We start from the raw sequence: 23617 nt of genomic DNA on the forward strand, positions 1-23617 counted from the left end.
GTCGGGTGCCGGATTCGATGCACCCATTGAGGGCACGCGCGCGGGCGGAGAGCTATGCGCCGGACGCTCGCGTGTCCAGCCGGAACAGCGATACCGCCTCGGCAAGCCGGCCGCCCTGTTCTTCGAGCGACTGCGATGCGGCGGCTGCCTGTTCGACGAGTGCCGCGTTCTGGTGGGTGACTTCGTCCATTTGTGTAATCGCCAGATTCACCTGTTCGATGCCGCGGCTCTGCTCGTTCGACGCGGCAGCGATCTCGCCCATGATGTCGGTCACGCGCGCGATCGCATGCGTGACCTGGTTCATCGTCTCGCCTGCGTTGTTCGCGATATGCGAGCCGTCCTGGATTTTCCGGACCGATTGCGAGATCAGCTCGCGAATGTCCTTCGCGGCGCCCGATGAGCGCTGTGCAAGGCTTCGGACTTCGCTGGCCACCACGGCAAAGCCGCGGCCCTGTTCGCCGGCGCGGGCGGCCTCCACGGCCGCGTTGAGCGCGAGGATGTTGGTCTGGAACGCGATCCCTTCGATGATCCCGGTGATCTCGGCGATCCGGGTGGAACTGGCGCTGATGTCCGTCATCGTGTCGACCATCAGGCCGACTGCCGTGCTGCCGCGCTGGGCGACCTCCGATGCGTTGGTGGCCAACCCGCTCGCCTGCTGCGCATTGTCGGCGTTCAGGCGCACCGTGGACGTCAGCTGCTCCATGCTCGATGCGGTTTCCTGCAGCGAGGCGGCTTGCTGTTCCGTGCGGGAGGAGAGGTCCTGATTGCCGGACGCGATTTCGCCGGCGCCTGTCGCGACATTGCCGGATGCGGTACGGACTTCCGAGATCAGGCGGGTCAGGTTCGCCCGCATGTCCCGCATGGAAGCCAGTACGCTGCCGACCGGCGCGGCACCGGCCGATGATTCGGTACCGAGATCGCCGGCGGCGATACGGCGCGCGATGTCGCTGAGCGTGGCAGGCTCCGTGCCGAGCGAGCGCAGCAGGCCGCGCGTGATGACGACGCCCGAGATCGCGGCCGCGGCTGCCGCTGCGATACACATGACGATCAGCATCAGTCGTCGCGATGCATAGCGGTCGCCCGATTCCGTCACGCGTTGCGCGCCCTGCGTGCGGGCGTACGTCGCATAGGCGTCGGTGGCGGCGACAAGCCTGGCCAGCAGCGGCCGACACTGTTCGTTGATCATCGTGATGGCCTGATCGCGGCGATTGTTCGCCGCCGCGTCGACGATGGCACGCGCCACGGGGCCGTACTGCGCCTCGACCGCGCCGATTTGCCGGACCAGGTCGCGGGACTCGTCGGATGCGCCGCTCCCCTCGCGGACCGCATTCGTCAGTTCGCCGAGCAGCGCGCCGACCTCGCGGTCGGCCTGCAGCGCCGCTTCCTTCTCGATGTCCGCGTCGCGCGGCGCGGTCGCAAGCACCTGGTTGCGGGCGGCGATCGCGCGCCGGTCGACCGCGACGCGGACCTTGTCCGCCAGGGTGGCGCGGGCGTTGGTGCCATTGACGAAAGTTTCGAATGCCGCGTTCGCGTTGCCGAGCGATACGATGCCGAGCATGGAGACGAGCAGAACCAAGCAGGTCAGGAGGCAGAAAGCCAGGGTCAGCTTCGTGCGAACCGTTAATCGTCGATCATTCATAGGTGAGGTCCGGTTTTATTGACATCGAATAGTTTTCCTGATTATCAGAACGGCGTATGAACAATTGAGGACTGGCGTATGACACTATCGTTTGAGGGTCGTCAACCGCCGAAGGAAGCAGACCCGATCCGTGGCCGGTCAAGCCAGGCGAGCGAGTTGCTCCGGTTCCGCGCAACACACCCGATTCCTGCCTTCGCGCTTCGCGCGATACAGTGCCATGTCGGCCTGACGCGACAGCGCATGCACGGACGTGGGGCGCGCGCGATGGCCGGTCGCGCAGCCGATGCTGACAGTGAAGGCTGGAACAGGTTGCGCAAACCCGTCGAGCCGGTTGCGTTCGACTTCCTGGCGAATCGCCTCCGCGACCCGCGCGGCGCCGTGTTCGTCCGTATCCGGCAATACCGCGACGAACTCCTCGCCGCCATACCGGGCGGCGAGATCGCCGCGCCGGCGCGTATGCGTGCGGATGCAGTCAGCGAGAAAGCGCAGCGCCGTATCGCCTTCCGCATGCCCATACCGGTCGTTGTACTGCTTGAAGTGGTCGGCGTCGATGAACAGGATCGACAGGCTGCCGTTGCTGCCCCGCTGCAGCCGTTCCCATTCGTCGGCCAGCGCGATATCGAGCGCGCGGCGGTTGCACAGGCCGGTCAGCGGATCGGTCCGCGTGAGATCCGTGAGCAGCGTCTGTTTGCGCAGGTTGCCCTGCAGCGCAAACGCAAGCAGCCATACCACCGTGCAAAACAGCGCACTGATCACGGTCGCCAATACGCCGGCCGTCCACGACAGGCGCGTAATGCCCGCCAGCACGTCGCGCTCGGCCGGCGCGACGACGGCGATCAGCGGCGTGCCCGGCACCCGCTGGTAGGTATACAGCCGCACGATGCCGTCGATGCTCGAGCGCGCGGGATAGAAGCCCGATTCACTGTTCACCATCCGCTCGAATGCTTTCGAGCGCCGCAGGTTGTTCATCTGGTTGTCGTTCAACGACGGATTTCTCGACAGGATCGTGCCGTCCGCGCGCAGGATCGCGCTGACCCCGTTCGGCCCGACATCGAGGCGGGACAGCAGCTGATCGAAATAGGCGAGGTCGATGGCGACCACCGCGATCCCGTTGAACGTGTGGTCGGGCCGCTCGATGCGCCGCGACAGCGCGATGGATTCCTTGCCGGCGCGCGAGCGCGCGCGATAGACCTCGGACACGTAGAGGCCGACGTTGTCCGCATCGCGATGGACCTTGAAGTAGTCGCGATCGCTGAAATCCCAACGGTGGGTCGTGCCGCAGCATCCGTCGATCAACTGGCCGCGCCTGTCGGTCACGCCCATGCCGGTGACATATTGGGCCGCGGTGCGCTCGAACAGCAGGTCGTGTCGCAGCCCGGCATCCATGCGCCGCACCGCGGGATTGCCGAGATCGGATGCCAGTGCGACCAGTGCGTTGTTCGACGTTTCGACGGTGCGTGCGATCTGGCTCACCAGCACGGCTGCCACGTTGCGCGACGTTTCATGCGCGTGCTCGACGGCTTCGTTTCGCCCGGCCCACAGTGTCGCCACGCTGATCCCGAGTGCGGCAAGCGACATCAGCGTGCCCGCCGCCCCGACGGCAAGCGGGTGACGTCCGGCCCAGTCGGCAATTTTCTCGATCGAGGTGAATGCGGGCATGCTCGCGCTCGTAAGGGAAGCCGGCTGCAATGACGCCGGCCCGGTCCAAATCCCGGTTAACGGCACGGTTAACTGAAAATCAAGGCCCGTATGGCGGCCGGCCGCGTGCGTCCGATCGCGTTTCGGAGCGCAAACGTGTGCGACCGAACCCCGGGGCGATCGAGCAAGGCCATCCGGCGGCCCGACGGGTGTGGCGGCCGCTCACGCATGGCTACCCCCCGACAGCACGCCCCTGGCACGAGCAGGCTGCCAGCGCGGGCCGCCTGCTCGTGACGGCACTCCAGCGGGATACGACGAGCGGTAACCCGGCTGTTGCGGATAGGGCCTGAGATAAATCCAAGGGGATCGATGCGATAAAACCGCGATTCCGCCGGCTGCGGCGTTGCTTTCCCGTTCGGCGAGTACGCGCAGACGACTGCCACCCTGCGCACCTGCGCCAGCAAGATCATGGTCGGCATTGACGATCATCCGAACATTCGGCGGGCGTTCGACGGATTCGACATGGAAGAGGTCAGCCATGTCGTACATGGCTGGTAAAGGTGGCCGCGATACCGCACGCGGCGAGCGGACCGCGTAGAGCAGGGACCGCGCAGCAGCACCGGCCAGGCCGTTCCAGGCGATGCGGTAAAGTGTCGCCTTCGCAGGGGGTACCCGCTGGGAGAGCAGCGCCCTTGCTGGATCAGGAGAAAAATGAATGAATGAAAACAGGTACACCTACGGCACCTGGCAGGATTTGCGACCCGTCGATGTTTTTGCGTTGGTCGCGTTCGACGAGACACGCAAGCAACTCGGCCTGGACAATCTCGCCGCTGCGTCGGCGATGCTTCTCGGTCAGGCTGACGTCCCAGTCCCCGGCAACTTCGCCGGCGCTACGCCGGGCACGTCCGGCGCCTCCCATGCCGCTCGGAAGTTGTTCCCTCAAACGTTGCCGTTTCGCCTGCCGACGATCACGGGTGGCGGGTTGTCGGGTATTCGGATCGCCTTCACTCGCCGCCTCGGTGCGTGGGTCGGTCGGGCGATCCCCGTGGTGGGCGAGGTATTCCTGGCGCTCGACGCCTACCTGATCACGCACAACACCGTGTCGACCTACAATCGAATCGTGAAGCCCGAGGACCGGGTGCTCTGAGCCATGAACGACGATACCTGGGAACGCCTGGAAGCCTTCACACGCGAGGAACTCGGGCGGCCGGTGTTCGGCAGCAGGCTGAGCTTGCAACCGGAATCGCGGCTCGAGCAGGATCTCGGCATCACGGGCCTCGATGGGGTGGAGTTCATCGACCGGTGGGCAGCGACATTCGGCGTTGACGCCCGAGGATTCCCGTACCGGCGCTATTTTGGCCCCGAAGGCCAGGCACTGCTGTCGTCACTCATCGGGCTGTTCGTGAAGCGCCTCCGGCACCCGGAGCGACGGCCGCTGACCTTGGGGATGCTGGCCGAGGCAACGCGACGCGGGAAGTGGGACACGGACGCGATCGAGGCGGCTGCGGGGCAGTGATCGTCAGTGATCGTAGATGGCAGGGCCGGTCGATGTACTGACCGGCCCTTTTTAATTGGCTGTCGTCCGGAACCCTGTCCCGCCACGTGCGCCGCCGACCCGCCGATTGATAACCATTCAACATCAATCCTTCCAAAAATTGCACTTATCGTTTGCCTGACGCCAGGGGAACATGGCGGAAAACGACAATCGTCCGCCCCTCCCGCGTATTTCTGGATTTTCAGGAGACACCCCGATGCACCCCTCGTCCAGCCTTCCGACCGAACGTTCGAAGGCCGCTGCGGTCTTCCGCGTCACAGCCGGGAATTTTCTCGAGCAGTTCGACTTCTTCCTGTTCGGCTTCTACGCCACGCAGATCGCCAACGTCTTCTTTCCCGCGCAAAGCGAGTTCGCATCGCTGATGATGACCTTCGCCGTGTTCGGCGCCGGCTTCCTGATGCGGCCGCTGGGTGCCATCGTGCTGGGCGCGTACATCGACGACGTCGGCCGCCGCAAGGGCCTGATCGTCACGCTGTCCATCATGGCGAGCGGCACCATCCTGATCGCGTTCGTGCCGGGCTACGCGACGATCGGCCTGCTCGCACCCGCGCTCGTGCTGCTCGGCCGGCTGCTGCAGGGCTTCTCCGCCGGCGCCGAGCTGGGTGGGGTATCGGTGTATCTCGCCGAGCTGGCGACGCCCGGCCGCAAGGGCTTCTTCACGAGCTGGCAGTCCGCCAGCCAGCAGGTCGCGATCGTCGTCGCGGCGGGCCTGGGCTTTGCACTGAATCAATGGCTGAGCGCGTCGGCCATCGCCGCATGGGGATGGCGCGTGCCGTTCTTCGTCGGCTGCATGATCGTGCCGTTCATCTTCATGCTGCGCCGCAACCTGGAGGAAACCCAGGCGTTCAAGGCGCGCACGCATCGTCCGGGCATGAAGGAAGTGTTCGGTACGCTGGTCCAGAATTGGGGCGTCGTGGTGGCCGGCATGATGCTGGTCGCGATGACCACCACGAGCTTCTATCTGATCACGGTCTACGCGCCGACCTTCGGCAAGACGGTGCTGCATCTGAGCACCGCCGACAGCCTGCTCGTGACGCTGTGCGTCGGCGTGTCGAACTTCGTGTGGCTGCCGATCGGCGGTGCGCTGTCCGACCGGATCGGCCGCCGGCCGCTTCTGGTCGCCATGACGGTGCTCGCCGTCGTGACCGCCTACCCGGCGCTCTCGTTGCTCGCGCACGCGCCGTCGTTCGTCAACATGCTGCTCGTGCTCCTCTGGCTCTCGTTCATGTATGGGATCTACAACGGCGCGATGGTCGTCGCGCTCACGGAAGTGATGCCGGTGCAGGTGCGCGTCGCGGGCTTCTCGCTCGCGTACAGCCTCGCGACGGCCGTGTTCGGCGGCTTCACGCCGGCCATCTCGACCGCGCTCATTCACATGACGGGCGACAAGGCCGCACCGGGATACTGGATGAGCTTCGCCGCGGTGTGCGCGCTGCTTGCGACGTTCGCGCTCTATCGCCCCCGTGCCGCGACGCTGACGCCGGCGCATTGATGCGCTGACCCATCCGGCATGCTCGGCAAACCCCACGAACCCACGCGAATCCCTACGACCACGACCATGAAAAACCTGTTCCTGAAATGTTGCGCGACCGCGCTTGTCGCCGCTACCGCGGTGGCGGCCAACGTGCAGGCCGCCGAACTGCACGTGATGAGCTCGGGCGGCTTCACCGCCGCCTACAAGCTGCTCGGCCCCCGGTTCGAGTCGACGACGGGCAATACGCTCGATACCGCGCTCGGTCCGTCGATGGGCAAGTCGCCCGAAGCGATTCCGAACCGGCTCGCGCGCGGCGAGCCCGCCGACGCGGTGATCATGGTCGGCTACGCACTCGACGAACTGATCAAGCAAGGCAAGGTCGTCCCCGGATCCCGGGTCGAACTGGCCGATTCGCGCATCGGCATGGTCGTGCGCGACGGCGCGGCAAAGCCCGACATCAGCTCCGCCGAAGGGCTTAAGCAGGCGCTGCTGCACGCCAGGTCGATCGCCTATTCGGACAGCGCGAGCGGCGTGTATATCGAACGCGAGCTGTTCAGGAAGCTCGGCATCGAGGATCAGGTGAAGTCGAAGGCGAAGATGATTCCGCGGATTCCGGTGGCGTCGGTCGTGGCGAACGGCGACTACGAAATCGGCTTCCAGCAGGTGAGCGAGTTGCTGCCGGTCAAGGGCGCGACCTTCGTCGGCAAGATTCCCGAATCGTTGCAGTCGGTCACGCGCTTCGCCGCCGGCATCCCCGTCGGCGCGCAGCATCCGAAGGAAGCGAAGGCGCTGCTCGACTATCTTGCGTCGCCCGAGGTGCAGGCGGACGTGAAGTCGACCGGACTCGATTCCGTTTCCGCTCGCTGAATCCGGTCGACGGGAAGGCGTGCGTCAGGCGGCCTTCCCGTTACCGTCGGCATCGGCCGCGACACGGCCTTCATCGGCCCCGTTCGGGAAGGCTGAACCGGCCACGGCGAGCCGCTGCGCAAGAAGCGTGCGATCGCACGCGCGTTCCCACATCGACACGAAGATGACCGCGCAGGCGTTGCTGATCACGCTCGTCAGCGCGCGCGCCTCGGACATGAAGCGATCGATGCCGACCAGCAGGGCGACCCCGGCAACGGGCAGGTCGGGCATGACGGCGAGCGTGGCGACCAGCGCCACCAGCCCGCTGCCGGAAACACCGGCCGCGCCCTTGGACGTGAGCAGCATGACGGCGAGCATCATCGCGATCTGCGACGCGGAAAGCGGCACGTCGCACGCCTGCGCGATAAACAACGCGGCAAGCGTCAGGTAGATCGCGGTGCCGTCCAGGTTGAACGAATAGCCCGCCGGCAGCACGAGCCCGACGACGCCCCGGTCGCAACCGAGCGACGTCAGCTTGACGATCAGGCGCGGCAGAACGGGCTCCGACGAGGACGTCGCGAGGACGATGAGCAGCTCTTCGCGCAGGTAGCGCAACAGCCGCCACAGCGCGAAGCCGTGCAGGCGCGCGAGCGGTGCGAGCACCAACGCGACGAACAGCGCGCATGCCGCGTAGAAGGACAGCATCAGCTTCGCCAGCGAGCCGACCGAGCCGATACCGAAGCGGCCCACCGTGAACGCCATCGCGCCGAATGCGCCGAGCGGCGCGAGCCGCATGATCATCGCAAGCACGCGGAAGACGACCTGGGCGACCCCGTCGATCAGCGCAAGAACGGGCCGGCCGGCCGTCCGGTGCGCGTTCAGCGAGAAGCCGAACAGCAGCGACAGCAGCAGTACCGGCAACACCTCGCCCTTCTCGAACGCGCCGAGCATCGTATCGGGGATCACGCTCAACCCGAACGCCACGAGCCCGCGTGGCTGCGCGTCCTTCGCGTACTGCGCGAGGATGCTCGAATCGAGATGGTGCACGTCGATGTGCAGGCCGGCGCCCGGTCGCAGCACGAACGCGGTGACGAGCCCGATCGCGAGTGCGACGGCGGTCAGCGAATAGAAGAGCGCCATGGCCCGAACGATCGTGCGGCCGATGGCCTTCCCGTCCGCGAGTGATGTGATGCCCGAGACGATCGTGCAAAAGACGATCGGCGCGATGGTCATCCGCACCAGGCCGACGAACGCATCGCTGAGGGGCTTGAGCATGGCGCACGCGTCCGGCCATGCGTGACCGACGCTCACGCCGAGCAGCATCGCAAGCAGCACCTGCACATAGAGCGATTTGAGCAGCCTGGCCAGCCTCACGGGACGATCTTCCTTCGGGTCTTTCCGGTCGTTGTCATGCCGCTGCACCACGGCTCGCGAACCCGCCGCGCTTCGCGTCGACGATCATCCGATGAAACGCTTCGGCGGCCGGCGTGAGCGGACGTCCGCGCCGCTTGACGATGCCCACGCGCCGTTTCACGACCGGCTCGACGAGCGGCACGCTCGTGAGAACGGGATGGTCATGCCCGGGCATCGCCATCGAGGGCACCGCGGCGACGCCGAGCCCCGCCTCGATCAATCCGAGCAGGGTCGTCACGTGGCGCGCTTCGCACACGCTCGGCCCGCGCGGCGCCACGGCGGCCAGCGCCTGGTCGAGCAGCAGACGGTTACCGGACGTCTTGTCCACCGCCACGTAATCGTGCTCGTAGAGTTCGTTCCAGGTCACGCGCTTCTTGCGCGCGAGCGGATGGTCGCGACGGCACGCCGCGACGAAGCGCTCCTGGAGCAACACCTTGAACTCGATCTCGGCTTCCTGGCTGCCGATGAAGCTCACGCCGAAATCGGCCTCGCCGCTGATGACGGCGCCCAGCACCTCGTTCGCGCTCGCGTCCAGCAGCTTGACCCGGATGCGCGGAAAGCGCTGATGATAGCGCGCGATGATCGCGGGCAGAAAGTAGTAGGCCACCGAGGGCACGCACGCGATGGTCACATGGCCCAGGCGGCTCGATGACACGTCGCGAATGCCGAGCAGCGCGGCGTCGAGATCGTCGAGCAGTTGTTCGGCACTCTGGGCGAACACGCGGCCGACCGTGGTGAGCGTGACGCGACGCGTGGTGCGCTCGAACAGGCGCACGCCGAGCGCTTCCTCGAGCTTGTCGATCCGACGACTCAACGCCGGCTGGGAAATGCTCACCGTCTCCGCGGCCTTGCGGAAACTGCCCGTTTCCACGACCGCGCGAAACGCCTGCAAGTCGTTCAAATCGAAGTTGATTCCCACGGGCAAGCCTCCGCATCTCAGATGCGCAGTATTGTCCACGATTCCCGCGATCCTGCCTTGCCGGCGCTGCACGCATCCGTGCAATGTCAGTCGAGCCCGCCCTGGCACAGGTACTTGATCGACAGGTAGTCGTCGAGGCCGTAGCGCGAACCTTCGCGGCCATAGCCCGATTCCTTCACGCCGCCGAACGGCGCGGCCTCGCTCGCGAGCGCGCCTTCGTTGATCCCGACGATGCCCGTTTCGAGCCGCGCCGACACGCGCGCGATGCGTCGCACGTCCTGCGTGTAGAAATACGCGGCGAGCCCGAACGGCGTGTCGTTCGCGGCGGCGACGGCCTCGTCCTCGGTATCGAAGCGAAACAGCGCGGCGATCGGGCCGAACGTTTCCTCGCAGTTCAGTTGCATCGCGGCGGTGGCGTCGGCGAGCACCGTCGGTGCGTAGAAGTTCGGGCCGAGTTCGGGCAGGCGCTTGCCGCCGGCCAGGACGCGCGCGCCGTGCTCGATGGCGTCGCCGACGTGGCGCGCGATCTTGTCGACCGCACGTGCGTTGATCATCGGGCCGATCTGCGCGGCCGGGTCGGTCGCCGGCGCGACCTTCAACGCGGCGACGCGCGCCGCGAGCTTCGCGGCGAATGCGTCGTAGACGCCGGCCTGCACGTACACGCGATTCGGCGACACGCACGTCTGGCCGCCGTTGCGGAACTTGGCCGCCATCAGCCCGTCGACTGCCGCGTCGAGCTCGGCATCGTCGAACACGATGAACGGCGCGTTGCCGCCGAGCTCCAGCGACAGCTTCTTCAGCGTGGCGGCCGATTCGCGTGCGAGCAGCTTGCCGACGGGCGTCGATCCGGTGAACGTGATCTTGCGCACGCGGCCGTCGGCGAGCCAGTCGGCCACGGCATCGATGCCGCGCTCGCGCGACGCGGCAATCATGTTCAGCACGCCGGCCGGCACGCCCGCTTCCTGCGCGAGGAAGGCGAGCGCGAGCGCGGTGAGCGGCGTGTCCTCCGCCGGTTTCGCGACCACCGTGCAGCCGGCCGCGAGGGCGGGCGCGATCTTGCGCGCGATCATCGCGAGCGGAAAATTCCACGGGGTGATCGCGGCGACGATGCCGATCGGCTCCTTGACCGCGGCGAGGCGTTTGCCGCGCTGCTGCTGCGGAATCAGGTCGCCGTACGTGCGCGTCGCTTCCTCGGCGAACCACAGCACGTACGACGCGCCGTAGGCGACTTCGCCGCGCGCTTCGGCGAGCGGCTTGCCCTGCTCGCGAGACATCAGCTTCGCGAGATCCTCGGTATGCGCGACGATCGCCGCATGCCATGCACGCAGGATCGCCGCCCGTTCGCGAGCGGGCGTCGCGCGCCAGGCAGGCAGCGCGCGCGCGGCCGCGTCGGTGGCCGCGCGGGCGTCGGCCGCGCCGCTGTCGGGGGCTTCGGCGGCGGTGTCGAGGGTGGCCGGATCGGTGACGGCGAAGCGGCGGCCGTCGAGCGCATCGCGCCAGGTGCCGTCGATCAGGTTGGCGGTGCGCAGGAGTTCGGAGCGGGACAGCGTGAGCGGCATGACAGGTCCTTGGATGGGGCGGTTCGGCGGCGGCGCGGGCGCGCGACGACTCCACGCGGACGGCATGGCTGCCGCGTTCGTGGATGCCGCGCGCTGTCCGTCAATGCCGTTCGCCGAACAGCGATTCGAGCGGGTAGTGCCGTTTGACGAACGGCGACTTGATGATCACGTAACTGAAATACTTCTCGATGCCGATGTTCTGCTCGAGCAGGCCCTCGATGATCGTCTGGTAATGGCTGACGCTGCGCGTGATGAACTTCAGCAGATAGTCGTAGCCGCCGCTTGCGAGATGGCACTCGACGATCTCGTCGACGTTGCGGATCGCCGCGACGAAACGGTCGAAATCCTCGCGCCGATGGTCGGCCAGCGTGACCTCGGTAAATACGACCTGCACGTCGCCGAGCTTCTCGAGCTGGATGTGCGCGCCGTAACCGCCGATGTAGCCGGCCTTCTCGAGCCGCTTGACGCGGATCAGGCAGGGACTGGGCGACAGCCCGACCGCATCGGCCAGTTCGACGTTGGTCATGCGGCCGCGCTTTTGCAACTGGGAGAGGATGCGCAGGTCGATGCGATCCAGCTTGCTGTCCGTCATGGTCCGGGAGAGGGAAAAAATGGAATGTCCGGTTACTTTAGAGTCGAACGGGGGCCGTCACAAGCCCCGCTTTCCCTTGTCGCGCTCACGCCGGCTGCGCGTGTGCGGCGTCGAGCGCGCGCTGCACGCCCGGTTCGGCCAGCACGTCGTCGAGCGTCTTGCGCACGCGCTCGAACAGCAGGTCGAACTCGCCCGCGGTGAAGCTCAGCGCCGGCGCGAAACCGAGCACGCCGTCGCCGAACGCGCGGAACACCACGCCGTTTGCATACGCGGCGGCGGCAATCCTGTCCGGCACGTTCAGTGCCGGGTCGAAGCGCGTCTTGCGTGCCTTGTCGGCCACCAGCTCGAGCGCGCCGAGCAGGCCGACCGAGCGCGCGTCGCCGACGAGCGGATGCGCACGCAGCGCGTCGAGGCCGGCGGCAAAGCGGGGCGCCATCGCCCGGCCGTTCGCGAGCAGCCCGCCTTCGTGATAGAGCTTGAGCACTTCGAGGCCGATCGCCGCGCTGACCGGATGCGCGGAATACGTGTAGCCGTGGCCGACCACGGCCGATTCGGCGCGGCTGCCCGCGATCCCCTCGTAGATTTCGTCGGACATCAGCACCGCGCCCATCGGCGCATAACCGGCGGTCAAGCCTTTCGCGACGGTCATCAGGTCGGGTTCGACGCGCTCGGTTTCGCACGCGAACAGCGGGCCCGTCCGGCCGAAGCCGGTGATCACCTCGTCGGCGACGAACAGGATGCCGAGGCGCCGGCATGCGTCGCGCATCGCCTTCAGCCAGCCGGCCGGCGGCACGATCACGCCGCCGGAGCCTTGCACGGGCTCGCAGAAGAATGCCGCGACGTTGTCCGCGCCCAGTTCGGCCACCTTCGCGTCGAGCGCGGCGACCGACGCGGCGATCAGCGCCTGCGGATCGTCGCCGAGCGGATGGCGGTACGGGTAGGGCGACGGGATGTGGTGCTGGTCGGCGCGCGGCAGGTCGAAATGGCGATGGAACGCGGGCAGTGCGGTAAGGCCGGCGCCGATCGACGACGAACCGTGATAGCCGCGTTCGAGCGCGATCATCTGCTTTTTCGACGGCCGGCCGGTCGCGTTGAAATAGTGCGTGATGAAGCGCACCGCGGAGTCGATCGCGTCCGAACCGCCGAGCGTGAAGTACACACGGTTCAGCGACGGCGGCGCGAGCGCCGCGAGCCGTTCGGCGAGCTCGATCGCCGGCTGCGACCCGAAATGGAAATAGCCGGTCGCGTAGGGCAGCTTCGCCATCTGCTCGGCGGCGGCTTTCACGATGCTGGCGCGGCCGTAGCCGACGTTGACGCACCACAGGCCCGAGAACGCGTCGAGCAGCGTATGGCCGCCGGCGTCGCGCAGGAACACGCCGTCGGCGGATTCGAGCACGGTGACGCCGCGCGCCTCGTGCGCACGATAGTTGACGACGGGGTGGATCAGGTGTTGACGATCGGCTTCGATCAGCGCGGCGTGGTTCATGGGAGGGCGGGACTCTCGTCGGGTGTCAGCGGTGAGTTCATGCTACCGGGCGAGCCATTCGCCTGTGCCTTCAATTCGCTGCCCGAAACGTATGGATACGGCGTTTGCACGGGGTGCTTCGGCATTTTCTGCTGCGTACCCCGCCGCACCGGAGGCGCGCGTCAGTAGCCGCGCGCGCGATCGACGACGCCGATCATCGGCTGCCCCGCGCGATGCCGCGCGAGGTTCGCGAGCACGGCGTCCACCGCGGTATCGGGCCGAGTTGCGCTCGCGATGTGCGGCGTGATCCGGATCCGCGGATGCGCCCAGAACGGATGGCCGGCGGGCAACGGTTCGGGGTCCGTCACGTCGAGGATCGCGCTGTCGAGCCGGCCGCTGTCGAGCGCGGCGAGCAGGGCGGCCGCATCGAGCTGCGGCCCGCGCCCGGCCTGCACGAGCGACGCGCCGGCCGGCAGCGCATCGAACACGCGCGTGCCCAGCAGGCCGCGGGTGCTGTCGGTGAGCGGCAGCAGGCAGATCAGGACGTCGGTGCGGGCCAGGAACGCGTCGAGCGCCGCGTCGCCCGCGTAGCAGTCGACGCCGTCGAGCGTGCGCGGCGTGCGGCTCCAGCCGGCACACGGGAACCCGAAGCGCCGCAGCGTATCGAGCACGGCCTGGCCGAGCGTGCCGAGGCCGAGCACGCCGACGCGCCGCGACGCGGCCGCGCGCACCGGCTTCTCGCGCCACACCTGCGCGCGTTGTTGCGCCGCATAGTCGAACAGGTCGCGGTGAATCGTCAGCACGGCCTGCGTCACATACTCGACCATGCCTTCGACGATGCCGGGCTCGATCATCCGCACGACCGGGATGTGAGCCGGCACGCGCGACAGGTCGAACTGGTCGATGCCGGCGCCGACCGAGAACACGACCTCGAGGTTCGGCAGCAGCGCGGCCGGATCGTCCGGCGGTTGCCATGCGGCGAGGTAGCGGACGTCGTGCGGATCGCCGATGTCCGGCCAGATCCGGAACGCGAGGTCGGGCGCCTGTTGCGCAAAGCGCTGCGCCCATTGCGTGCCGCGCACCGGGTCGGCCTTGTAGAGGAAGCTCATCGGGCGTGCCGCTCAGCCGAGCGCCTGGTTGACGATCGCGAACGCGCGCAGCGCGGGGTCGCGCGCGGGCGTCGCACCGCGCGCCATCGCGACGACGGTATCGACGCGCGGCAGCCCGAGCCCTTGCAGCCAGTCGGACAGCCCGCTGTCGCCCGGCACGTCGAGGCGCACGAACATGCCTTCATGCAGCGCGAGCCAGTGGCTGATCAGCGCCTGTGCGCGCAGCGTGTCCGGTGCGACCACCGGGCCGATCACGTGGCCGCGGCCGAAACGGCGAAACAACGCGAAGCCGAGCAGTTCGCCGTCACGGTCGAGTGCGATGCCGTTCGCGACGCCGAGCAGCGCCTCGATCACCGCGTCACGTCGATAGCCCGCGGCCCGCGATGCGAGCGCGGCAAGCCGCGGGCCGTCGTTTGCGCCGATGGGCCGCAGGCGCTCGCCGGGCGGCAACGATATCAGCGGCGGCTGGAACGCGGCGCCCTGGTGCTGATCGATCGTGTCGATCGCTTCGAATCCGAATTTCGCGTACAGCGGTTCGCCCGCCGGCGTCGCATGCAGAAAAATGGTTCGCGAGCCGAGGCTGTCGAGCACGCGGGAAAACAGTTCGCGCCCGATGCCGCGGCCCTGGCGCTCGGGCGACACGATGACCATGCCGAGCGACGCGTGCGCTTCGCCGAAGCGCCAGCCCAGTGCGGTACCGACGATGCCGGTTTCGTCCTCGGCGACGAAGCCGCCGCCGAGCTGGAACACGAAGCGCCAGTCGTCGAGCCGGTGCGGCCACTTGACGGCCTCCGACAGCCGATGCGCGGCGGGCAGGTCGGTTTCGGCGAACGGGCGATAGGTAAGCGTGCTGGAAGGATTGAGGTCGGACACGCCGGACTCCGGATGGGTGGGAATGATGCGCCCACTGTGCCAGCGCCACGGCGGTGCGGATAGGACGATTCGCCTGTTTTCCGGTGCACGCGGCCGGTCCGGCGGGTTCGACGCAAACCGGCCTGATCGGCGCGCGGGAACGCGCGGTTCGTGCCGGCCCGACCCGTCATTGCGGCAGCTTCTGCTGATCGGACGCAATACGATTGAAGCAAGGCGCCGAAGCGGCCACGCATCCCGCCTCCGCTCGTGCGCCCCATGAAGGCCGCCGCAGATCGTGCCGTGCGAGGCGCGCAACACGCGGCGATTCTGCGCTTTGGGCGGCATCGAACGACGCGCGGCGGATTTTTTGCCCTGATTCAATTTCGTACAACCCAGCCCGTCCCCGGCCCTGCCGGGGCTTCACACCGACAGGACGTCACCATGATCCAATTTGAACCGAAGTTCATCACGTTCGACTGCTACGGCACGCTCACCCGCTTCCGGATGGCGGAAATGGCGCGCGAGGTTTACGCGGACCGGCTGTCGCCGGTCGCGCTCGAGGCGTTCGTGCGCGCGTTCGCCGCCTATCGCCTCGACGAGGTGCTCGGTGCATGGAAGCCGTACCGGGATGTCGTCGTCAACGCGATCCGCCGCACCTGCAACAAGCTCGGCGTGACGTTCGACGAAGCCGAGGCCGAAAGCTTCTATCTGGCGGTGCCGACCTGGGGCCCGCATCCGGACGTGCCCGCGGGCCTGTCGCGACTGGCCCAAAAATACAAGCTGGTGATCCTGTCGAACGCATCGGACGACCAGATCATGAGCAACGTCGACAAGCTCGGCGCGCCGTTCCATGCGGTGTTCACCGCGCAACAGGCGCAGTCGTACAAGCCGCGGATGCAGGGCTTCGAATACATGTTCGGCCAGCTCGGCTGCCAGCCGGAGGATGTGCTGCACGTGTCGTCGAGCCTGCGCTACGACCTGATGACGGCGGAGGATCTCGGGATCAAGCACAAGGCGTTCGTCAACCGCGGCCACGAGCCGGGCACGCCGTTCTACAACTACTACGAAGTGTCGGACATCGGCCATCTCGCGACGCAGCTCGGACTGTAGGCGGCGTATCGGCCGCGCAGCGCGCCTTCGAACCGGCCGGGATCGCATGCGTCGCCGCCCGGCGGTCTATACGCGCGGGCGCGGTGCCGGGCAAGCCGCCCGCACCGCGGTCGGCGCCCGGATCGGTCGCGCCGGGCGCCGACTATCGTCTGAACTTTCATGCGGGGCCGGCGCGCGGCGCGGGGGCATCGCGGGTCGGCGCGGCCGTCGCGGCACGGTGTCGGCCAAACGGTGCGACGCGGTGTGACGCGGCGTGACGTGACGCGCAGTGACGTATAGACACGCAGCAATTCATGCTGCGCAGGCTACCCAAAACGGTTGATTCGTGTCGTGCGGCCGCCCCGAATCGAGACAACCCGCATTTTGGCGATGCTTAAATGAACTTCATGTGCAAGACGTTGCGCCCGCCACCAGCAGGCGGGCGCAACGGGATGATCGAACCACGCTGGACCCCAGGACCCACTTTCCACAGTCAGGAGCAGTTCGGATGAACGACGATATCGACAAGGGCGGTTTCACGCGCCGCGACATGATGCGGGTCATGGCGGCGAGCGGCATGATGGCCGTCGGCGGCGGCGGGCTGCTGATGAATGCGCAGTCGGCGTTCGCCGCGCCGGCGCCGAAGCGCGGCGGCAAGATCCGGGTCGCGAACGAATCCAGTTCGACGGCCGATACGCTCGATCCGGCCAAGGGCTCGACCGGCGCGGACTACATTCGCTTCTTCATGTTCTACAGCGGCCTCACGCAGCTCGATGCGAGCCTGACGCCGCAGATGAATCTCGCCGAGTCGCTGCAGACGACCGACGCGAAGACGTGGATCGTCAAGCTGCGCAAGGGCGTCACGTTTCACGACGGGAAGCCGGTCGGGCCGGCCGACGTCGTGTTCTCGCTGATGCGCCACAAGAACCCGGCCACCGCATCGAAGGTCAAGACGCTCGCCGACCAGTTCGCCGACGTGAAGGCGAGCGGTCCGGACGAGGTCACGCTCACGCTCGCCAGCGCGAACGCCGACCTGCCGGTGATCCTCGCGACGCCGCAGCTCGTGATCGTCAAGGACGGCACGACCGACTTCTCGACCGGCATCGGCTGCGGGCCGTACAAGCTCAAGTCGTTCAAGCCGGGGGTATCGACCGTCGGCGTGCGCAACGACAGCTACTTCAAGCCCGGGATGCCGTACCTCGACGAGATCGAGCTGATCGGCATCAGCGACAGCGCCGCGCGCCTGAACGCGCTGCTGTCGGGCGACGTGCACCTGATCAACTCGATCGACCCGCGCTCGACGCAGCGGGTCGCGTCGACGCCCGGCTACGCGCTGAAGGAGACCAAGTCGGGGCTCTATACCGATCTGATCATGCGCAGCGAAAACCCGATCACCGCGCATCCCGATTTCGTCGAGGGGATGAAGTACCTGTTCGATCGCGAGCAGATCCGCTCGGCGGTGTTCCGCGGCTACGCGGTGATCGGCAACGACCAGCCGATCCCGCCGGGGCATCGCTACTTCAACGCGTCGCTGCCGCAGCGCCCGCACGATCCGGACAAGGCGAAGTTCCTGTTCCAGAAGGCCGGTGCGCTCGGCGCCGCGCTGCCGCCGATCTACGCGACGTCGGATGCGAACGGGTCGATCGAGATGGCCGTGCTGCTGCAGCAGGCCGGCCAGAAGATCGGATTGAACCTGCAGGTGAACCGCGTGTCGCCCGACGGCTACTGGTCGAACCACTGGATGAAGCATCCGCTCGGCTTCGGCAACATCAACCCACGCTCGAGCGCCGACGTGCTGTTCACGCAGTTCTTCAAGTCGGATGCGCCGTGGAACGAGTCGGGCTGGAAGAACACGAAGTTCGACCAGTTGCTGCTCGCCGCGCGCTCCGAGACCGACGATGCGAAGCGCAAGCAGATGTACGGCGAGATGCAGGCGATCGTCGCGCAGCAGGGCCGGGTCGGCATTCCGGCGTTCATCAGCTTCCTCGACGGGTACGACAAGCGGCTCGCGGGCCTCGGCTCGGTGCCGACCGGCGGGATGATGGGCTTCATGTTCGCCGAGCACGTGTGGTGGAACGCCTGATGGCGACGCCTGCCGCCGTGGCGCGACCGGTGCGGGACACCGCGCCGGCTGCGCGCGGCCTTTTCGGGAGTGCCGCTCCATGAACCGAATCCTGCTCGGGCTGATCGGCCGGCGCATCGCGGTGACCGCGCTGACGCTGCTGATCGTGTCCGCGATCATCTTCACGATCACGAACCTGCTGCCGGGCGACGCCGCACAGGCCGCGCTCGGCCAGTCGGCGACGCCGGAGACGGTCGCCGCGCTGCGTCAGCAGTTCGGCCTCGACATGCCGGCCCACGTGCGCTACCTGCACTGGCTCGCGGGGCTGCTGCACGGCGATTTCGGCCGTTCGCTGTCCGGCGACATGCCGGTGTCCGACATGATCGGCGGGCGCCTGCCGAAGTCGCTCGCGCTCGCGGCGATCACGACGGCCGTGTCGGTGCCGATCGCGCTGCTGCTCGGGATCCTCGCGGCGGTCAAGCGCGAGTCGGTGATCGATCGCGTGATCAGCCTCGGCACGCTGTCGCTCGTCGCGACGCCGGAGTTCCTGATCGCGACGGTCGCGGTGCTCGTGCTGGCCGTGAAGCTGCACTGGCTGTCCGCGCTGTCGTACAGCGGCCCGATCGACAGCGTGCACGACTTCCTGCGCGCGTATGCGATGCCGGTGCTGACGCTGTGCGCGGTCGTGATCGCGCAGATGGCCCGCATGACGCGCGCCGCGGTGATCGAGCAGCTGAGCGCGTCGTATGTCGAGATGGCCGTGCTCAAGGGGGCGAGCCCCGCGCGCGTCGTGCTGCGCCATGCGCTGCCGAACGCGATCGGGCCGATCGCCAATGCAGTCGCCCTGAGCCTGTCGTATCTGCTCGGCGGCGTGATCGTCGTCGAGACGATCTTCAACTATCCGGGCCTCGCGAGCCTGATGGTCGATGCCGTCGGCAACCGCGATTTCCCGCTGATCCAGGCGTGCACGCTGATCTTCTGCGTCGCATATCTGACGCTCGTGCTGTTTGCCGACCTGTGCTCGATCGTGTCGAACCCGCGACTGCGCACCTGACAGGTTGCCGTCCTTCTACCGAGATGCCGCCCATGCACCCCGAACCCGTTCAACGCAGCAGCGCGCTGCCGCCGTCCGGCGAGCAGCGCCCACCGTGGGGCGGCTCGCCGCCGCCCGCCGCGCCCGCCCCCGATCGGCCGCGCAAGCGCCGCACCGCGCGCCTGAAGCTGACGGCCGGCGGTCGCGTCGGCCTGTCGATGGTCGGCCTGATGCTGTTCATCGCGGTATTCGCACCGCTGCTCGCGCCGCACGACGTCGGCACGATCGTCACGCAGGACGTGTTCGCGCCGTTCAGCGCGAAGCTGCCGTTCGGCTCGGATTTCCTCGGCCGCGACATGCTGAGCCGGATCCTGTACGGCACGCGGCTGACCGTGCTGCTCGCGCTCGCGGCCGTGTTGCTCGCCGCGCTGACCGGCACGACGCTCGGGCTGCTCGCGACCGTGTCGGGCCGCGCGGTCGACGAGACGATGAGCCGGCTGCTCGATGCGCTCACGTCGATTCCGTCGAAGATGTTCGCGCTGATGTTCGTCGCCGCGTTCGGCTCGTCGCTGCCGCTGCTGGTCCTCACCGCCGCGGTCAGCTACATGCCGGGTTCGTACCGGATCGCGCGCGCGCTGGCCGTCAACATCAGCACGCTCGAATTCGTCCAGGTCGCGCGGGCGCGCGGCGAAAGCGCGCTGTACATCGCGTGCGTCGAGATGCTGCCGAACATGATTCACCCGATGCTCGCCGACACCGGGCTGCGCTTCACGTTCGTCGTGCTGCTGCTGAGCGGCCTCAGCTTTCTGGGGCTCGGCGTGCAGCCGCCGTACGCGGATCTCGGCTCGCTCGTGCGCGAGAACATCGCGAGCCTCGGCGACGGCTCGGCCGTCGCGATCATGCCCGCGGTCGCGATCGCGATCCTGACGGTGGGCGTGAACCTGTTGATCGACGGCCTGCCGCATCGCGGCCGCCGCAAGGGCGCTGCGGGCGCCGCGGGAGGGCACTGATGCAACACGAATCGAACCTGCTCGTCGAGGTGCGCGGGCTGCGTGTGGTCGGCGGCCGGCCGGGCGGCGAGGAAACGACGATCGTCCATGGCGTCGACTTCGAGATCCGGCGCGGCGAGGTGCTCGCGCTGATCGGCGAATCCGGGTCCGGCAAGACGACGATCGCGTTGTCGCTGATGGGCCATGCGCGCGCCGGCTGCCGGATCGCCGGCGGCTCCGTGAAGCTCGGGGGTACCGACGTCTGCACGTTGTCCGCGCCTGCACTGGCCGCGCTGCGCGGCCGCAGGGTCGCGTACATCGCGCAGAGCGCCGCTGCCGCATTCAATCCGTCGCGCACGATCCTCGACCAGGTGATCGAGAGCGCGCTGATCCACAAGACGCTGACGAAGCGCGATGCGCAGGCGAAGGCGGTCGAGCTGTTCCGCGCGCTCGCGCTGCCGGAGCCGGAGACGATCGGCAGGCGCTACCCGCACCAGGTGTCGGGCGGCCAGTTGCAGCGGCTCATGGCCGCGATGGCGCTGATCACCGATCCGGAGCTGGTGATCCTCGACGAACCGACCACGGCGCTCGACGTGACCACGCAGATCGACGTGCTGCAGGCCTTCAAGAGCGTGATCCGGCGCTACGGGATGAGCGCGGTCTACGTGTCGCACGATCTCGCGGTCGTCGCGCAGATGGCCGACCGGATCGTCGTGCTGAGCGACGGCGTGATCCGCGAGGCGGGCGAGACCGAACAGATCCTGCATGCGCCGGCGCACCCGTACACGCAGAGCCTGATCGCGGCGGTCACGCCGTCCGATGCCGGACGCGATGCGAAAGCAGCGCCCGCCGCGCCGGCGCACCTGCTCGACCTGCGCGGCGCGATCGCCGGCTATGGCGGCCGGACCGCGAAAGGCTGGCCCGCGAAGGTGATCCTGCACGAAGTCGACCTGCGCATCGGGCGCGGGCAGACGGTCGGCGTGATCGGCGAGTCCGGCTCCGGCAAGACGACGCTCGCGAAGGTGATCGCGGGCCTCGTGCCGGCGACGGGCGGCGAGATCCTGCTCGACGGCGTGCCGCTCGCGCGCGATATCGGCAAGCGCACCAAGGAGCAGCACCGCCGCGTGCAGATCGTGTTCCAGAACGCCGATACCGCGCTCAACCCGGTGCATACCGTCGAGCGCACGCTGGCGCGACCGCTTGCGTTCTATCACGGGATCAGGGGGGCGCGTGCGCGGCAGCGCGTCGCGGAATTGCTCGAACTCGTGCGGCTGCCGCAGACGGTCGCCGCGCGGCGCACGGGCGAGCTGTCCGGCGGACAGAAGCAGCGCGTGAACCTCGCGCGCGCACTCGCGGCCGAGCCCGACCTGATCCTGTGCGACGAGGTCACGTCGGCGCTCGATACGGTGGTGGGCGCCGCGATCATGGACCTGCTGCGCGACCTGCAGGCGAAGCTCGGCGTGTCGTACATATTCATCACGCACGACATCGCGAAGGTGCGCGCGATCAGCGACGAGATCGTCGTGCTGTACGCGGGCCGGCGGGTCGAGACCGGCAGCCGCGATGCGCTGTGCGCGCCGCCCTACCACCCGTATTCGCACCTGCTCGTGTCGTCCGCGCCGGAACTGCGCGCGGGCTGGCTCGACGGTGCGGCCGAGCGTTGTCATCGGCCGCTCGTGCCGATCGGCGCGAGCACGGACGATGCCGAGCTGTGCCCGTTCCTGTCGCGCTGCGCGATGCGGGTGGACGGTGTGTGCAATCGCACGGCGCCGGTATTGCGCACGCTCGGGAACGGCGCGCAGGTGCTGTGCCATCGCAGCGAGGACGATCTCGCGCGCTTCCAGGCCGAGCCGGCCGGGGCCGACGCGCCGGTGCAGCCGGTGCGCCTGTAACGCGCGGCGCCGCCCATGCATCGCGTGCGCCGCGCCCGGCGAGCAGCCTTCCGCATAGTGTGCTGCGGCGGTCGTGCAAAACGGTGAATCGTGCGCGCGCCATGCGTGAATACGCGGCAACTGCGCTTTTTGATGGTGATTAAATGGCTTGCAACGGACGGTCGCCGATCGTCGGTGCCGAAGGCTCGAGAAGGATCCGATGAAATTCGAATCGTACTGGCTGGATACCCGCCCCGCGTTTCGCGCCGGCTGCGAGGGGCCCGTTGAAGGGCGCGCCGACGTGGCCGTGATCGGCGGCGGCTTCACCGGCCTGTCCGCGGCGCTTGCGCTGGCGCAGCGCGGCGTCTCGGTGGTCGTGCTCGAAGCCGCGCAGATCGCAGGCGAAGCGTCGGGCCGCAACGGCGGCCAGTGCAACACCGGCGTGGCGCAGGACTACGCGTCGCTGGTCGCGCGAATCGGCGCCGAACCCGCCAAGCAGTTCTATCGCGCGTACGAAAACGCGGTGAAGAGCGTCGAGACGATCGTGGCCGAGCACGCGATCGACTGCGATTTCCGGCGTGCGGGCAAGCTGAAGCTCGCCGCGAAGCCGCAGCATTTCGCGGGGCTCGCGAAGACGTTCGACGCATTGCGGCGGGATGTCGATCCGGACATCGAACTGATCGAGCCGGCGCGGATCCGCGAGGAAGTCGCGTCCGACGGTTTCCACGGCGGGCTGTTGCAGCGCCGCGGCGTGCAGATGCACATGGGCAAGTTCGGCGTGGGCCTCGCGCAGGCGGCGGTGCGGGCCGGCGCGCGCATCTACGAGCAGGCGGCCGTCACGCGGCTCGAACGGCTCGGGGGCGAGCGGCACGCGATCACCTGCGCGCGCGGCACACTCGTCGCCGATCGCGTGCTGGTCGCCACCGGTGCGTCGCAGCACGGCCCGTTCGCATGGTTCCGTCGGCGCATCGCGCCGGTCGGCAGTTTCATCGTCGTCACCGAGCCGCTGCCCGACGCGCAACTGAACCGGTTGTTTCCGCACCGCCGCGCGTACGTGACGTCGCGCCAGATCGGCAACTACTTCCGCGTGACACCCGACAACCGGCTGCTGTTCGGCGGCCGCGCGCGTTTCGCGATGTCGAGCCCGCGCTCCGACGCGAAAAGCGGCGACATCCTGCGCGCGGGCATGGCCGGATATTTTCCGGAACTGGCCGACGTGCGGCTCGATTACTGCTGGGGCGGGCTGGTCGACATCACTGCCGACCGGCTGCCGCGCGCGGGCCAGCACGACGGACTCTACTACTCGATGGGCTACAGCGGCCACGGTGTGCAGATGTCGGTGCACATGGGCCGTGTGATGGCCGACGTGCTGTACGGGGCAGCCGCGTCGAACCCGTGGCGCGAGCTCGACTGGCCGGCGATGCCGGGCCATTTCGGGCATGCGTGGTTCCTGCCCATCGTCGGCGCGTATTACCGGATGCAGGATTTCCTGCATTGAAACGCGTGCCCCGG

At 67.9% G+C, this 23617-nt stretch carries 20 protein-coding genes; 10 read left to right on the forward strand and 10 right to left on the reverse strand.

The genetic code is table 11. The features are described 5' to 3' along the window. Positions 1-52 precede the first annotated feature (52 nt). From HWX39_RS23875 to HWX39_RS23885, 3 genes are all read right to left on the reverse strand, one after another. On the reverse strand, positions 53-1639 hold the full coding sequence (locus HWX39_RS23875; RefSeq protein WP_175970264.1) for a methyl-accepting chemotaxis protein: 1587 nt from the start codon (positions 1637-1639) through the stop codon (positions 53-55). A gap of 138 nt (positions 1640-1777) precedes the next feature. Then, positions 1778-3298 carry a GGDEF domain-containing protein gene (locus tag HWX39_RS23880; protein ID WP_175970265.1) on the reverse strand — a complete coding sequence of 507 codons (1521 nt, stop codon included), beginning with the start codon at positions 3296-3298 and terminating at the stop codon, positions 1778-1780. A 201-nt stretch (positions 3299-3499) separates the two neighbouring features. Further along, on the reverse strand, positions 3500-4012 hold the full coding sequence (locus tag HWX39_RS23885; RefSeq protein WP_175970266.1) for a hypothetical protein: 513 nt from the start codon (positions 4010-4012) through the stop codon (positions 3500-3502). On the opposite strand from HWX39_RS23885, the gene HWX39_RS23890 reads away from it, so the two are divergent. From HWX39_RS23890 to HWX39_RS23905, 4 genes are all read left to right on the forward strand, one after another. Next, positions 3993-4424: an STM2901 family protein gene (locus tag HWX39_RS23890; RefSeq protein WP_175970267.1), complete on the forward strand. Its 432-nt coding sequence runs from the start codon at positions 3993-3995 to the stop codon at positions 4422-4424. The two genes, HWX39_RS23885 and HWX39_RS23890, sit on opposite strands and share 20 nt — an antisense overlap. Before the next feature lie 3 nt (positions 4425-4427). Continuing rightward, entirely contained in the window at positions 4428-4793 is a 366-nt protein-coding gene (locus HWX39_RS23895) for a DUF1493 family protein (protein ID WP_175970268.1), read from the forward strand. 235 nt (positions 4794-5028) lie between these two features. After that, on the forward strand, positions 5029-6324 hold the full coding sequence (locus HWX39_RS23900; protein ID WP_175970269.1) for an MFS transporter: 1296 nt from the start codon (positions 5029-5031) through the stop codon (positions 6322-6324). A gap of 66 nt (positions 6325-6390) precedes the next feature. Beyond that, positions 6391-7173, forward strand: coding sequence for a substrate-binding domain-containing protein (locus HWX39_RS23905; protein WP_175970270.1), 783 nt, complete (start codon positions 6391-6393; stop codon positions 7171-7173). A gap of 24 nt (positions 7174-7197) precedes the next feature. Here the strand turns inward: HWX39_RS23905 and dctA are convergent, their stop codons facing one another. From dctA to HWX39_RS23940, 7 genes are all read right to left on the reverse strand, one after another. After that, complete coding sequence (dctA, locus tag HWX39_RS23910) at positions 7198-8526, reverse strand: C4-dicarboxylate transporter DctA (RefSeq protein ID WP_175970271.1); 1329 nt, start codon at positions 8524-8526, stop codon at positions 7198-7200. Between the two features lie 34 nt (positions 8527-8560). After that, positions 8561-9484: a LysR family transcriptional regulator gene (locus tag HWX39_RS23915; protein WP_175970272.1), complete on the reverse strand. Its 924-nt coding sequence runs from the start codon at positions 9482-9484 to the stop codon at positions 8561-8563. Between the two features lie 86 nt (positions 9485-9570). Continuing rightward, on the reverse strand, positions 9571-11043 hold the full coding sequence (locus tag HWX39_RS23920) for an NAD-dependent succinate-semialdehyde dehydrogenase (protein ID WP_175970273.1): 1473 nt from the start codon (positions 11041-11043) through the stop codon (positions 9571-9573). A 100-nt stretch (positions 11044-11143) separates the two neighbouring features. Next, positions 11144-11635, reverse strand: coding sequence for a winged helix-turn-helix transcriptional regulator (locus HWX39_RS23925; protein ID WP_077217568.1), 492 nt, complete (start codon positions 11633-11635; stop codon positions 11144-11146). 85 nt (positions 11636-11720) lie between these two features. Further along, positions 11721-13121 carry an aspartate aminotransferase family protein gene (locus HWX39_RS23930; protein ID WP_175970274.1) on the reverse strand — a complete coding sequence of 467 codons (1401 nt, stop codon included), beginning with the start codon at positions 13119-13121 and terminating at the stop codon, positions 11721-11723. 161 nt (positions 13122-13282) lie between these two features. Next, the gene (locus HWX39_RS23935) at positions 13283-14209 is read right to left on the reverse strand and encodes a glyoxylate/hydroxypyruvate reductase A (RefSeq protein WP_175970275.1); all 927 of its coding nucleotides are present in this window, start codon (positions 14207-14209) and stop codon (positions 13283-13285) included. Positions 14210-14221: 12 nt separating this feature from the next. Then, the gene (locus HWX39_RS23940; RefSeq protein ID WP_175970276.1) at positions 14222-15082 is read right to left on the reverse strand and encodes a GNAT family N-acetyltransferase; all 861 of its coding nucleotides are present in this window, start codon (positions 15080-15082) and stop codon (positions 14222-14224) included. 420 nt (positions 15083-15502) lie between these two features. Here HWX39_RS23940 and HWX39_RS23945 point away from each other — a divergent pair, with 420 nt between their 5' ends. The 6 genes from HWX39_RS23945 to HWX39_RS23970 all read left to right on the forward strand — a co-directional run bounded on the left by HWX39_RS23945 (position 15503) and on the right by HWX39_RS23970 (position 23603). After that, entirely contained in the window at positions 15503-16171 is a 669-nt protein-coding gene (locus HWX39_RS23945; protein WP_175970277.1) for a haloacid dehalogenase type II, read from the forward strand. A 487-nt stretch (positions 16172-16658) separates the two neighbouring features. Further along, positions 16659-18233, forward strand: a complete 1575-nt coding sequence (locus HWX39_RS23950) for an ABC transporter substrate-binding protein (protein WP_175970278.1) — start codon at positions 16659-16661, stop codon at positions 18231-18233. A gap of 79 nt (positions 18234-18312) precedes the next feature. Then, positions 18313-19266 (forward strand): ABC transporter permease, encoded by a 954-nt coding sequence (locus HWX39_RS23955; RefSeq protein ID WP_175970279.1) that lies wholly within the window; start codon positions 18313-18315, stop codon positions 19264-19266. A 32-nt stretch (positions 19267-19298) separates the two neighbouring features. Then, positions 19299-20255: an ABC transporter permease gene (locus HWX39_RS23960; RefSeq protein ID WP_175970280.1), complete on the forward strand. Its 957-nt coding sequence runs from the start codon at positions 19299-19301 to the stop codon at positions 20253-20255. Next, entirely contained in the window at positions 20255-22126 is a 1872-nt protein-coding gene (locus HWX39_RS23965; RefSeq protein WP_175970281.1) for an ABC transporter ATP-binding protein, read from the forward strand. Before HWX39_RS23960 ends, HWX39_RS23965 begins: the two co-directional genes overlap by 1 nt. Positions 22127-22325: 199 nt before the next feature. After that, the gene (locus HWX39_RS23970; protein ID WP_175970282.1) at positions 22326-23603 is read left to right on the forward strand and encodes an FAD-binding oxidoreductase; all 1278 of its coding nucleotides are present in this window, start codon (positions 22326-22328) and stop codon (positions 23601-23603) included. The last annotated feature ends 14 nt before the right edge of the window (positions 23604-23617 follow it).

Origin of the sequence: Burkholderia sp. BCC0322, assembly GCF_902833045.1 — a bacterium.
Lineage (GTDB): Bacteria > Pseudomonadota > Gammaproteobacteria > Burkholderiales > Burkholderiaceae > Burkholderia.